This is a genomic window from Anoxybacillus ayderensis, assembly GCF_013761015.1.
Lineage (GTDB): Bacteria > Bacillota > Bacilli > Bacillales > Anoxybacillaceae > Anoxybacillus > Anoxybacillus ayderensis.
The window spans coordinates 79,604-92,958 of the sequence record NZ_JACDUV010000008.1 but is presented as its reverse complement, the minus strand read 5'-3'; the positions used below and the strand labels follow the sequence as shown (position 1 = coordinate 92,958).

Genomic DNA, 13,355 nt, shown 5'->3' with positions numbered 1-13,355 from the left:
ATAATTTTTATTGTGATACAATTCACAATGTAAGGAGGTTGATCAATAATGAGCAAAAAAATTGTCATTGTTGGTGGTGTAGCTGGTGGCGCAACAACAGCGGCCCGTCTACGCCGTTTAGATGAACAAGCGGAAATCGTGATGTTTGAACGTGGGGAATATATTTCATTTGCAAACTGTGGTCTTCCATATTATATCGGCGGCGCTATTACAGAGCGTGATGCTTTGCTCGTTCAAACGGTTGAAGGCATGGCGGAAAAATTTCATCTCGACATCCGCATTCAAAGTGAAGTCATTGCGATCAACCGCGAACGTAAAACAGTAACCGTGAAACATTTACCAACAGGTGAAACGTACGAAGAAAGTTACGACTATCTCGTTTTATCACCTGGAGCAAGCCCGATCAAACCAAACATTCCAGGCATAGAAGAAGCAAACGACTTATTTACATTGCGCAACATTCCGGATACAGATCGAATCAAATCATATGTAGATGAAAAGAAGCCGAAAAAAGCTGTCGTCATCGGTGGCGGCTTTATCGGTATAGAAATGGCGGAAAACCTATGGGAGCGCGGCATAGACGTGACGCTCGTTGAAATGGCGAAACAAATTATGGCGCCTGTCGACTACGAAATGGCGGCGATTCTTCATCAACATATAAGAGATAAAGGCGTACGTCTCATTTTAGAAGATGGCGTTGCATCATTTGAGCAAAAAGGAAAAATCGTTCGCTTGCAAAGTGAAACAACGATCGAAACGGACATGATCGTCTTAGCTATTGGCGTAAAGCCAGAAAATGAACTAGCTAAACAAGCAGGACTAGCTATTGGCGAACGTGGTGGCATTCAAGTCAATGAATATTTGCAAACGTCTGACCCATTCATCTATGCGATTGGTGATGCGATTGAGGTGATTGACTATATTAACGGCAAGCCGACTCACACTCCACTCGCATGGCCCGCAAATCGTCAAGGTCGAATCGTTGCCGACCATATTTATGGACGGAACGTACGTTACAACGGAACGCTTGGCACAGCGATTGCAAAAGTGTTTGATATGACCGTTGCGGCAACAGGAAACAACGAAAAAACGCTACAACGTCTCGGCATCACATATGAAGTGTTACACATTCATCCAAATTCACATGCGAGCTATTATCCAGGTGCGTTTCCAATCGCCCTAAAATTATTGTTCGATCGCAAAACCGGTCGCATATTCGGTGCCCAAGCGGTCGGTTACGATGGGGTTGATAAGCGAATTGATGTCATTGCAACGGCGATCAAAGGTGGAATGACAGTATTCGACTTACCAGACTTAGAATTAGCTTACGCACCGCCATATTCATCGGCTAAAGACCCAGTCAATATGGCAGGGTATGTTGCATCAAATATCATTGAAAACATGGTCGAAACAATTCAATGGCATGAAGTCAATCAATTAGTGAAAAACGGGGCATGTCTCGTTGACGTTCGTGAAGAAATGGAACGCGACATGGGATTTATTCCGGGCTCAATCAACATTCCGCTCGGACAATTACGCAAACGACTTCACGAGCTACCAAAAGATGAAACGATCTACGTTTATTGCCAAGTGGGATTACGCGGTTATTTAGCAGCACGCATATTAACTCAACATAGCTTCCGCGTGAAAAACTTAGATGGCGGATATAAAACATATGCCGCTGTTTACAACGAATATGAAGCACATCAAGCAGAGAAAGAAGAAAAACAAGTGGAGCGTGTTGATGTCATGAATGTTCAAGCAACAACAACATTAGATGCATGCGGACTCCAATGCCCTGGACCAATTATGAAAGTATATCAAACGATGGAACATCTAAAAGATGGCGATGTATTAGAGGTAAAAGCAACAGATCCAGGATTTTCTCGTGACATTCAATCATGGTGTAAAAAAACGGGCAACACGTTACTAAAGACTACGTTCGAAAATAAAATGTTTATCGCCTATATCCAAAAAGGAACGACAGCATCAACTCCATCTATAAAAGAAACGAAAAAAGACGGGGCAACGCTCGTTGTGTTTAGCGGGGATTTAGATAAAGCGATCGCATCGTTTATTATCGCATCGGGTGCCGCGGCAATGGGCAAAAAAGTAACGATGTTCTTTACATTCTGGGGACTAAATATTTTACGGAAAAAAGACGCTCCGCCGGTACAAAAAGATATGCTTGAGAAAATGTTCGGCATGATGATGCCAAAAGGTGTTCATGACCTCCCGTTATCAAAAATGAACATGGCAGGCATGGGACCAAAAATGATTCAATACGTCATGGAAAAGAAACATGTGGATGACATTGAAACATTAATGAAAAATGCTATGGCTGCAGGTGTCAAACTTGTCGCTTGCTCGATGTCGATGGACATCATGGGCATTAAAAAAGAGGAATTAATTGATGGAATCGAAGTGGGCGGCGTCGCAACATATTTAGGTGATGCAGAAGAAGCAGGCTTAAACTTATTTATTTAAAAAAATCGGGCTATCTCGCGATCGAGATAGCCCTTTCAAGTATATTCACAGGGGGATCGGGGGAATACACTTAGCATTATTCATTATGACCGTTCTTTTTTGTTTTATACATATGTTCATAACATTTTTATGCGATTTTTTGTTTATCTATTTTTTTATTTTTTACATATCCCGCTAGTAAAATAGAAGCTGTCACAACAATAAGGAATACGAGCGATTGCGAATCTTGAGAAAAAGCCATCCATTTTTTTATTTGTTCATCCTTTAATAACATCTCCCCCGCTGTCCACGCTAAAATACCTGATCCAACATAAGGAATCCATTTATATTTCTCCATCGCCAGCACAATCGCCTTTGATCCGAAAATCATAATCGGAATGCTGATTGCGACGCCGAAAGCGATCATGCCGATATGCCCCCCTGATGCTCCGGCAATGGCTACAACATTATCTAAGCTCATGACAGCATCAGCCACAATAATCGTCCAAATCGCTTTCCATAAACGGTCGGCCGCTTGTACATTCGCTTCTTCTTCCTCGTTCACAAGCACTTTATACGCAATCCAAAGGAGCAATAATCCTCCCGCAAAATGAACAAATGGAATTTGTAATAAAAAGACGATGATTGCAGCAAACAATATGCGCAAAATGACCGCTCCAGCAGTCCCGAATAAAATGGCCCGATTGCGTTGCTTTTCCGGCAATCGACGCGTAGCCATCGCAATGACAATCGCATTATCTCCAGATAGAATAATGTCAATCGCAATAATTTTTAACAAAGCGACAATCGCTTCTGATGAGATGATCCAATCAAGCATTTGAGCTCCCCTTTTTCAATATATTTCTCCCCTATCTTATCGCGAAGCTCGTCTACATTCAACTTTTCTGTTCCGACATATATGTTAAATTCTCTCTTTATTTTTACAAAAACCGACCGTTGTAATGTATTTGTAACATAATTTAATGGCTATGTAACAATTTTTCGACATCTTTTTTGCTATAATGTATTCGTCGACGGAACAAGTCTTTTGGAGGTTCAAGCAATGAAAAAGTCTCTAGCCACTGCCGCTCTCTTCATGATTTTATGTTTCACTTTTTTTGCAAACCCTTTCAAAACAGAAGCTGCGTTTTCAGCAAGTACGCTCATCGCTGAAGCACAGAAAGTGATTGGTACGCCTTATCGTGCAGGAGGAACGACACCAAAAGGATTTGATTGCTCTGGCTTTGTTAGTTATACATATAAAAAATTAGGCATTTCGCTTCCTCGTTCTTCAGGAGCGATGTATGGGGTCGGAAAGCCTGTTTCCCTCAACCAATTAGCGCCAGGGGATTTGCTGTTTTTTAAAACATCGAAACATAAAGGGATCTCTCACGTTGCAATTTATATTGGCAACGGGCGTATGATTCATTCCACATCATCAAAAGGAGTCAAAATAGACTCTATTCATCAATCTTATTGGAAACAACGTTTTGTTGGAGCGAAACGTTTATAAAGCGAAGGCAAGCACTTCATGCCGAACGTCTTTTCGACGCGAAGTGCTTGCTCTCGACAACAAAGCAGGGGAGACCCCCTGCTTTTTTCATTATTTTTTCATTTCTTCTCCTATTCTTGCGATATATAATATATGTAACGTGGGGATGATGGAGGGACATAGCACCGATGACAAAAAAAGAAAAATGGTCCATGATAGTTAGCTCGTTGGCGTTCATTTGTTTCATAGCCATTTTGCTGTTTAGTTCAGCGCTAACAATGACATTTAAACAAAATCACTTTTTGTCAATTCATACATTGCTTGAGTTTTTCAGCATTACAGTTGCGATGGCTATTGCGTTTCAAGGATGGATTTCGTTTCCGCAAGCGTTATCGCGCCGTCGATTGCGCATTGCGACAACTTTTTTAGCTGTCGGCTGCCTCGATTTATTGCACACGCTTACATATAAAGAAATGCCGGGCATTGTGTTTGCAGATAGTTCCGTTCAGCTTGCGACTTCTTTTTGGCTAGCTGCTCGGCTCACACAAGCAGTATTTTTATTGCTCGCTTTTTTGCTCCCTGACGGACCGATTCAAGAAAAAGAGAAGCTGCTCGGTTTCTTCGTTCCTTTACTATATGTGGGGCTTTTATCGATAAGTATCGTTCATCTTGCAGACTCCTTGCCACCGCTTGTCGTTGAAGGGCTAGGAACGACTCCACTAAAAAACGGAGTAGAGTACATTATCACAACATTACACATCATCACGATTATTTTACTCATTCGACACTATAAAGAAAAACGGCTAGCGCCAACGCTTGATGTCATCATCGGTTTCGTCTTTTTATTTTTAAGCGAGCTTATTTTTACGTTATATCGCAACGTTTATGATGTGTTAAATGTATTCGGACACGTATATAAAGTGATCGGCTTTTCTTATTTTTTACGCGGTTTATATTTAGCATCGTTTAAAGAACCGTTTCAAGCGAGAGAGCGCGCCGAGCAAGCGCTCGCTAAAAGTAGAGAGCAACTGAGAAAACAAGCTTTATTCGATGAACTAACAAATTTACCAAACCGACGCTATTTTATTGATACACTTCGTGAGCGACTCGAAATAGCGAAACAAAAAAACGAAACTGTGGCGCTTTTTTTCCTTGATTTAGATAACTTTAAAAATATTAATGACTCACTTGGCCATGCAGCTGGTGATCTTCTGTTGCAATTGGTGGCGAAACGATTAAGTCATTTGCACGATCATTTTGTCGCTCGCCTTGGGGGCGATGAATTTGCGGTCATTGTTGCTGATGTTCCATCATTTGAACAAGTGGCACAACAGATGATTGATATACTTGGTGAACCTTTTTTCATTCGTCAAAAAGAATTATTTATTACAACAAGTCTCGGCATAAGCGTATACCCAACAGATGGGGAAGATGAAATGACTTTGATTCAACATGCGGATATGGCAATGTACGAGGCAAAGAAAAAAGGAAAAAATCAATGGGCGATGTACGATCCAACGTTTGAACAAGAGCGCGTCCGAAAATCACTCATTCGCCAACGATTACACGTCGCTTTAGAGCAACACGCCATTTCTGTATATTATCAACCAATTATCGACATGAAGAAAAATCAACTTGTTGGAATGGAAGCGCTCGCTCGCTGGAACGATGAAGAACTCGGCTTCGTTCCACCAAATGAATTTATTAGCATCGCTGAAGAGGATGGTTTTATTATTCCGCTCGGAGAATATATTTTCCAAACAGCTGTTTTTGACTTAAAACGACTACATGAACAAGGCTTAACTCACGTATATGTCAGCATTAACTTATCGCTTCGTCAATTGAAAAACGAGCAGTTTCTTTCTTTTGTACAACAATTATTAGAGAAAACGAGTTTGCAACCAAACCATATTGAATTAGAAATTACAGAAAACATTGCGTTAAGCGATGAAAAGCAAGTCATCGAAACGATTCATGCCCTAAAACAAATGGGGATTCGCATCGCGATTGACGATTTCGGTAGCGGCTATTCATCAATCGGTTATTTGCGCCATATTTCTGTCGATACACTCAAAATTGACAAGTCGTTTATTTTCGAAGTCACCACAAACGAACATACCGCAAAATTAACCGAAGCTATTATTGCGCTTGCCCATCGCTTGCATTTGCATATCGTCGCTGAAGGAGTAGAAACAGATCAACACGTTTCGTTTTTACAATCAACTCATTGCGACAAAGTGCAAGGCTATTTCTTTAGCCCACCTGTTCCGTTTGAAAAAGTTGTGAAACAAGTTCAAGCTGCTCATATATAATAAAGGGGAGAATTTTGGGGATGAAACATATACAAGTAACAGACAAAAAGCGACTTCATCAGCTACGTTATACAGGGGTAACGGAAGAAAAGCTACAATCCATTTACAATCATCGCAATGTATTACAACCGTTAGTCAAAGGAATTGTGGAAGATTTATATAAAGAGATATTATCTATTCCTTCTTTACGCAAATTAATTGAAGAACACTCGACATTAAGACGGTTGAAAAAAACACAAATCACATATCTGAATGAATGCTTTGCAGGGGTCATTGATGACGAGTATATTCAAAAGCGGTACAATATCGGCAAAGTGCACTCCGAAATCGGACTTGATTTGAAATGGTATTTAGCTACGTATACGAAATACGTTGAAATTATTTACAAACATATCTCTCCCGTTTTGCCGAATGAAGCAATCAACATTTTATTAGCTATTCATGCACTATTTTCATTTGACATGCAGCTTACCCTTGAAGCATATGAAATGGCTGAAATCGAAAAAGCAGCACACCCGCTTCGTTACGAACTGCACAAATTACAACAAGTGAATGGATTTACAGAACAAGATTTGCAACATCTTGATCAATTTAGCGGCTATATTTCGTTTCGCGTCGATGCGATTATGGAAGCATTTCGCCAATCGTTTTCACAACGGCTATGGGAAGAGTATTCATATAGTTTTTTTGAACGAGAAAAGTTTTTTCAGTATGTTAAAAACTTTTTGTTACAATTTTTCCAAGAGAAAATTTACTATGACACTGAAGCATACTTTCGCATCATTCGCGACTGGAGTCGATTAATTATCGATCAAAAATATCATGAAAGCTTTTTCCATATTACAACGGAATCCATTTGCGAAGCGATAAAAAAGATATTTTTAACAAAAGAATATTTGCATGACCCACATGTCGTTCAATATATTCACTCGTTCGAGCGATTTACGAAATTTACACTTTCAATTATGCAAGAAATTATTCGACCGTACTTATTTTTACGCGATTTCGATTTCCTTGATATTTATGCCTACGAAATTAGCACAATTGATTTTGGTCGTATTACGTGGATTGATGAGAAAACGAAACGATTGTTGCAGCACATCGGCATAGAGGAAGAGCATCCGATTGGGCGTCGTTGTTACGAGTTATTTCATCAACGTACCGTCCCTTGTTCAGGATGCCCAGCGTTAGAAGAAAAGTCCGAACCACTGCTTGCCACATTTGAAAATGAAAGTGGATCCCATTATTATAAAGTTCGGCTTTTGCCGCAAAATAAAATTTTTGAGCTATCTCGTGCCCTTCTCGTCATTCAAGATGTCACAAAAGAGGCAAAAGTGATGTTTGATACGCTTGAACGATTGCTTCAACTAGCTGAATATCGCGATGATGATACGAAAAATCATGTACATCGCATCGGTATTCTTTCCAGCATGCTTGCTCGTCTTGCTGGGTGTGACGAACAATTTGTGGCTAATATTCAAATTGCAGCGAAATTTCATGACATCGGAAAAGTTGGTATTCCTGATTACATCTTAAACAAACCAGGAAAGCTAACAAAAGAAGAATGGGAATCGATGAAGACGCACGTGCTCATTGGCCATCAAATTTTAGCCAATCTCGATTTACCTGTCATTCAAATGGCCGCAAACATTGCCCAAACCCATCATGAATGGTGGAATGGACAAGGATATCCAAACGGATTAAAAGGAGAAGAAATTCCGCTAGAAGGACGAATTGTCGCCATTGTTGATGTGTTCGATGCCTTGTTGTCCAAACGCATTTACAAAGACGCTTTCCCTCCAGAGAAAGTAAAAGAGATTTTACTTGATGGTCGCGGAAAACAATTCGATCCGAAATTGATCGACTTATTCATTACAATGTGGAACGATTTTCTCGAAACAAGGGAACGCCTAGCGTAAATGTAATGTAACAAAAATAAAAGCACCTCCAAATATTTCATGTGAAATTCGGGGTGCTTTTCCTTTTTATACTATTTGTTGTTGAATCATTGCGGCACGATGAGCAGTTTCTGTTACATATGCCGCCATTTTTTCATTCGCATCTTTTAAGTGTTCTACTGTTGCACTTACTTCTTCAAGCGCTGCACTCGATTGTTGAATGAAAACAGAAAAATCGCTAATGGAACGATCCATTTTTTCTCCTTGTTTCTCTAGCTTCTCGCTAATGATAAAAAAGTGAGAAAGTTGTTCTTGCAAATAAGTTAACGACTGATACAATCGTTCAAAATATACATTCACTTCATCCGTCAATAATTCATTTTTCGTTAATTGTTCACTCGTTTCATCCATCCGCTCTAACAGCTCATTGTTACTTTCGTTTACTTCTGCCAAATTACAAACGATTTGTTGTGTCGTTTCTTCCGTTAATACAGCCAACTTTCGAATTTCTTCTGCAACGACCGCGAATCCTTTCCCGTATTCCCCTGCTCGCGCTGCTTCAATCGTCGCATTTAATGCTAATAAATTCGTTTGATTTGTAATTTGTTTAATTTGTTTCGTTAACTCATTTGTATTTGCAATTTTACTCGTTAATGCATTTAATGTCGTTCTCGTCGCATGAATCGCCTCATGGAACTTTGCTGTATGTGTTAGTAAAAGATGCATTTTTTGTATACCAGCCTGCGCCATTTCACTTGATTGTGCTGAATGTTCCTTTAATTGTTTGGAAGTCTCGTAAATTCGCTCACTCATCGTTTTCGCTTCCGCTACTTCGTCATGAATATCAACGACTTGTTCACTTTGTGCTTGACCTGCCACCGCAGCTTGCCGAATCGCTTCTTTCATTTCTTCTTGTGCTTGCACATTTTGAAGCACCTTTTGATGAATATGTTCCACATTTTCAATAATGTGTCTTAATTGTTGTTCAAGCTCATACCTTCTTGCACTTTGCTTTTCTTTTTCTTCATGCGTCTGTCCAACATGCTCAACAAGCTGATGAAACTGCTTACGACTTAAATGCAACAAAACAGAAAGCGCGATGCCTATCATCACATAAACGATAAAAACGGTATGCCCAGTTTTTTGAAACACTTGCTGAAACGGTGAAGGAGTAAGTGCACTGACAACTAAAACAATTGTTCCAAGCAACATCCCTGTCATAAACAATACGCGATACAAATGTAACACCGACAACACAGCTAAACAAAAAGCCAAGGCGATTGTCCCTAAACTCCCGCCTGTCGTAAACAAACTGCCTAACGTCGCAGAAAATAATATAAAAATAATAAAGTATGGATATATGTGCTCATGCTTTTTTATCTTTTTTAACACGATATAAACGAGCACATTGAGTAAAAGACTTCCCCCATAAATAGCAATCTTCTCCACTTTCTCCCCGATCAAAATAAGTCCAATCACCCCTGTTAACGCACTAAGCGTATAAATAAGAAACAGGAAAAAGTTTTTCTTCCTCATTTCTTCCATCTTGAGTTGCTCAATAAAATCCAATCATGCCTCCCCCTTTTCCTTTTTTCTATAACTATATCAAAAAAATAAGAAGATAGTAAATATTATTCTGAAAATTAGGAATATATTCCTGCAAAAAACACCGCGCCATTGACGCGGTGTTACTCATAAGGACGTTGTTGATAAAAATAATTCGGTTTTACAATTGTATTATCATAATATTGGTGAAAAATGTGCGTTGTCGCTGGGGAAAGGGGAGGAATGAGCCACGTCCAACTGCCCGTTACTTTCCTTCCTGCTTCTTGTTCTTGTTGTTCAAAGCGCTTAAACTGCTGGGCTGCCGTATGGTGATCAACAATGCTTACTCCTGCTTTTTTATACGAATATAAAACAGCTACATTTAATTCAACAAGCGCTTGATCTTTCCATAGTGTGCTATTTCTCGATGTATCAAGACCCATGCATGAAGCAATTTTCGGAAGCATATTATATCGGTAATCATCCGCGAAATTGCGCGCCCCGATTTCTGTTCCCATATACCAACCGTTAAACGGAGCTGCTGTATACCGTATACCACCGATCTCTAAACACATATCTGAAATAATCGGCACAGCGTACCATTTTAACTGCAAATCATGGAACCACGCAAACTTCGGATGTTCAATCGGTACTTCAAGTACAATATCTTTCGGAATCGGAAACAACTTCGGCTCGCGACCATCTACTTGGATGACGAGAGGTAAAACGTCAAAATGCGTCCGTTCCCCTCTCCAACCTAACTGTTCACACGCTTTCGTAAACGAGATGGATGATGAGTCTCCAATGACTCCATACTCTGTTTCATAACCGGCATAACGAATTAACTGATGATTCCAAATGCGAACACGTTCAGGACGAAAAATAGTAATAGTCGGACGAATTTTCCCCTCGTTTGTCGCGAAAGCAATGTGATGGAATAGACGCTCCGCAATATCTTCTTCTCTCTCTATCGCACGTGCATCAAACACATGAAGCGTTTGCCAAAATAAACGTCCGATACAACGATTGCTGTTTCGCCATGCCATGCGCGCCCCATGTTCAAGCTCTTCATACGTATGTTCATACGTTCCCGTTTGTTCAATTTCTCGCTTCACTTGTTGTAACCGCTCATATATTTCATCATCGTTTTTTCCTAACTCTGTATAGCATAAAGTGATAAATTGTTTTGCCTCTTTCCATAATGCTGTCAACGTCAGTCCCCCCACCATCTTGTCTTTTTATACAATACACCATCTAGCAACAAAATCACAACAAAGAGCATATTCCACCCTTTGAACCAATTGTGTATAATAAAATACAGGAAACAGTCTTTATCCGCATCACCACACATCCTAAACACCTCTTCCTAGCACCGTACATGCCTGTCACCTGTTTCCCTTTCTACACTTCTAAACGAAAGGAGGTTCCCTCATGGAGCATACGTTGCGACAAATTTTGGACAAGCTTGACAAAATGGAAGCTAACATGACAACGAAGCAGGAACTTGAAGAAATCAAAGCCAACATGGCGACGAAGCAAGAGCTTGCAGAAATCAAAGCAGAACTTGAGGAAGTCAAAGCTAACATGGCAACAAAACAAGAACTTCAAGAAGTCAAAGCTAACATGGCAACAAAACAAGAACTTCAAGAAGTCAAAGCTAACATGGCGACGAAGCAAGAACTTCAAGAAGTCAAAGCTAACATGGCGACGAAGCAAGACTTCACGCTTGTCCAACAAGCCGTGCTTGAAACAAATGAAATCGTCAAAAAACTAGAAACGAAAATTGACAGCCATGAAAAACTTTTAACTCTTCTTTCGCATCGCTCACTCGAGCATGAAGCAGCTATTTCTAGCATTCGTTTCATTTTAACAAAATAAACGAGGGAACTCCCCTCGTTTACTCAATGTGACTTAATACATATTCGTCTCCTTTTCGAACGATGACGACATAAAATACATTTATTTGTTCGTTTGTTCGGGCATTCATCACAGTCACTTTCACTTTAACTTCCTCTTTTTTACTTGCTTCATTCGGTTCCCAATAAATGATCGATGGCTCAACATTAGCTCGTTCTCCATTTAAAAATAAAACTTTTGGTCCTTCATATCCTTCGATGCCTTCAATCTGTCTGCTATCAGGTGGCATTGATTCAGCGATCATTTGTTCATCAGAAGATACAGGTTGCTCCGCTTCATAAATCGTGAACGCATCATCAGCCATTTTATCCGTAAATAACTTTCCTTCACTTGCTTCCATTGAAAAATTTACTTGTTCTTTTCCTTCGTACATCGGATATATATGCAACCCTTGGCGGTTCGTTCTCGTTAAAACAAGTCCGTTATAGCTACTATAAACAGAAAAGTGGCGATCTTTTTCACATGCTATTTTCACATCTTTCGTTTCGCTCGTCTCAATCAGTTTTGCTTCCATATACGTTTGAAAGTTCATCAGCTTTTGATCGACAACATCAAATTCAATATAGCCGATGAAATGAGCCGTATCCGCATAATACGTACGCACGATGCGATATTTTCCATTTGCTAACGGTCCATTTAACAATGAAAAATCAATAACATCCTTCACCGTTTGTCCTTTTTCAACTAATGCTAAAACTTCAATGACTGCGATATCATTCGTTAACGTTGTCGGCAACCATGTCTGTTTTTTGTCATCGTATCGCTCAATTGTATATGCATACCCGAACGAAATGACACCATCGCTTTTATTCGTCACAGAGAACTGGAGCTTTTGTTTGTTTGAATCATATGTGACATCATGAATAGTTACATACGAATCGGTCGCTTCTGTCGTCATCATATCTTCCCTTTGCCCATGTTCCATCATCATTTCCGCTTCTTCTGTCGTTTTTTCTTTAGCTGGTTGCGTCGGATACAAGCTAATAACCAATAAGGCACTTGCTGCGACTAAACTAACATAAGCTGGTCGAAGCGACTTTCGCTTCTGTTGTTTTTCTCTTTCTTCAATCCGTTCAATGACTTTATTTTTCAATTCTTCCGTCACGACAATGTGTTCCATCTCTTTTTTATATCGCTCACGCAAAATCATACTCCCCTTTCAGTTTATTTTTTAACATTTCCCTCGCACGTGCTAACAGCGAACGAACCGTACTTTCCCGCTTTTTCAACAACTCGGCAATTTCCTTCGTCTGATACCCTTCATAGTAAAATAAATGGACGACTTCCCGATATTTTGTCGGAAGCAATGTGACTGCTGACATGACTTCGAAGTAATCGTTGGCATCAACATCAGAAGAATGCAACCATTCTTCATATACATCGACCTTTCGATACGCAAACCATTTTAATTTGTTTTTACATACATTTGCAGTAACGCGAATAAGCCACGCCTTCATATGCTCTTCACTTTGTATCCGATCCATATGCTCATATAGCTTAATAAACACATCTTGAAAGACATCTTCTGCATCGTGTTCATTCCTCATATACATGTACGCGAGGCGCAACACCATATTCCCATATTCATCCATAGCACACTGGATTTGTTCTTTTGTGCACAAAGAAACGACCTCCTTTCACTTCATATACAACTGAACAAATAAAAATGTTGCAGCCAATCGAAACTTTTTATCTTTTAAGTATACAAAAAGACAGCGAGTGATG

At 39.8% G+C, this 13,355-nt stretch carries 10 protein-coding genes; 5 read left to right on the top strand and 5 right to left on the bottom strand.

What is annotated here, in order from left to right:
* Positions 1–48: 48 nt before the first annotated feature.
* The gene (gene cdr / locus HNR63_RS11970; RefSeq protein WP_181520855.1) at positions 49–2,487 is read left to right on the top strand and encodes a CoA-disulfide reductase; all 2,439 of its coding nucleotides are present in this window, start codon (positions 49–51) and stop codon (positions 2,485–2,487) included.
* A 127-nt stretch (positions 2,488–2,614) separates the two neighbouring features.
* Here the strand turns inward: cdr and HNR63_RS11965 are convergent, their stop codons facing one another.
* The gene (locus HNR63_RS11965) at positions 2,615–3,304 is read right to left on the bottom strand and encodes a TerC family protein (RefSeq protein WP_085788628.1); all 690 of its coding nucleotides are present in this window, start codon (positions 3,302–3,304) and stop codon (positions 2,615–2,617) included.
* Positions 3,305–3,529: 225 nt separating this feature from the next.
* Here HNR63_RS11965 and HNR63_RS11960 point away from each other — a divergent pair, with 225 nt between their 5' ends.
* From HNR63_RS11960 to HNR63_RS11950, 3 genes are all read left to right on the top strand, one after another.
* Entirely contained in the window at positions 3,530–3,979 is a 450-nt protein-coding gene (locus HNR63_RS11960) for a C40 family peptidase (protein WP_181520854.1), read from the top strand.
* Positions 3,980–4,146: 167 nt separating this feature from the next.
* A complete protein-coding gene (locus HNR63_RS11955) occupies positions 4,147–6,270 on the top strand; it encodes a bifunctional diguanylate cyclase/phosphodiesterase (RefSeq protein WP_181520853.1) in 2,124 nt (707 codons plus the stop codon).
* 20 nt (positions 6,271–6,290) lie between these two features.
* Complete coding sequence (locus HNR63_RS11950; protein ID WP_181520852.1) at positions 6,291–8,189, top strand: protoglobin domain-containing protein; 1,899 nt, start codon at positions 6,291–6,293, stop codon at positions 8,187–8,189.
* Positions 8,190–8,255: 66 nt separating this feature from the next.
* Here the strand turns inward: HNR63_RS11950 and HNR63_RS11945 are convergent, their stop codons facing one another.
* Entirely contained in the window at positions 8,256–9,737 is a 1,482-nt protein-coding gene (locus HNR63_RS11945; RefSeq protein WP_181520851.1) for a methyl-accepting chemotaxis protein, read from the bottom strand.
* 119 nt (positions 9,738–9,856) lie between these two features.
* Positions 9,857–10,942: a nitric oxide synthase oxygenase gene (locus HNR63_RS11940; protein WP_181520850.1), complete on the bottom strand. Its 1,086-nt coding sequence runs from the start codon at positions 10,940–10,942 to the stop codon at positions 9,857–9,859.
* A gap of 202 nt (positions 10,943–11,144) precedes the next feature.
* Between HNR63_RS11940 and HNR63_RS11935 the strand changes: the two genes are divergently transcribed.
* Entirely contained in the window at positions 11,145–11,591 is a 447-nt protein-coding gene (locus tag HNR63_RS11935; RefSeq protein ID WP_181520849.1) for a hypothetical protein, read from the top strand.
* 19 nt (positions 11,592–11,610) lie between these two features.
* On the opposite strand, the gene HNR63_RS11930 is transcribed toward HNR63_RS11935, so the two are convergent.
* Both HNR63_RS11930 and HNR63_RS11925 read right to left on the bottom strand, forming a co-directional pair.
* Positions 11,611–12,780, bottom strand: coding sequence for an immunoglobulin-like domain-containing protein (locus HNR63_RS11930; protein ID WP_181520848.1), 1,170 nt, complete (start codon positions 12,778–12,780; stop codon positions 11,611–11,613).
* Positions 12,767–13,252, bottom strand: a complete 486-nt coding sequence (locus HNR63_RS11925) for a sigma-70 family RNA polymerase sigma factor (protein ID WP_181520847.1) — start codon at positions 13,250–13,252, stop codon at positions 12,767–12,769. The genes HNR63_RS11930 and HNR63_RS11925 overlap by 14 nt, the downstream gene beginning before the upstream one ends.
* Between the last annotated feature and the right edge of the window lie 103 nt (positions 13,253–13,355).

Bases quoted from the DNA above. Each gene is read 5' to 3' on its own strand.
- HNR63_RS11955 (WP_181520853.1), top strand. From the start codon at position 4,147: ATGACAAAAAAAGAAAAATGGTCCATGATAGTTAGCTCGTTGGCGTTC.
- HNR63_RS11930 (WP_181520848.1), bottom strand. From the start codon at position 12,780: ATGATTTTGCGTGAGCGATATAAAAAAGAGATGGAACACATTGTCGTG.
- cdr (WP_181520855.1), top strand. From the start codon at position 49: ATGAGCAAAAAAATTGTCATTGTTGGTGGTGTAGCTGGTGGCGCAACA.
- HNR63_RS11950 (WP_181520852.1), top strand. From the start codon at position 6,291: ATGAAACATATACAAGTAACAGACAAAAAGCGACTTCATCAGCTACGT.
- HNR63_RS11965 (WP_085788628.1), bottom strand. From the start codon at position 3,304: ATGCTTGATTGGATCATCTCATCAGAAGCGATTGTCGCTTTGTTAAAA.
- HNR63_RS11940 (WP_181520850.1), bottom strand. From the start codon at position 10,942: ATGGTGGGGGGACTGACGTTGACAGCATTATGGAAAGAGGCAAAACAA.
- HNR63_RS11960 (WP_181520854.1), top strand. From the start codon at position 3,530: ATGAAAAAGTCTCTAGCCACTGCCGCTCTCTTCATGATTTTATGTTTC.
- HNR63_RS11935 (WP_181520849.1), top strand. From the start codon at position 11,145: ATGGAGCATACGTTGCGACAAATTTTGGACAAGCTTGACAAAATGGAA.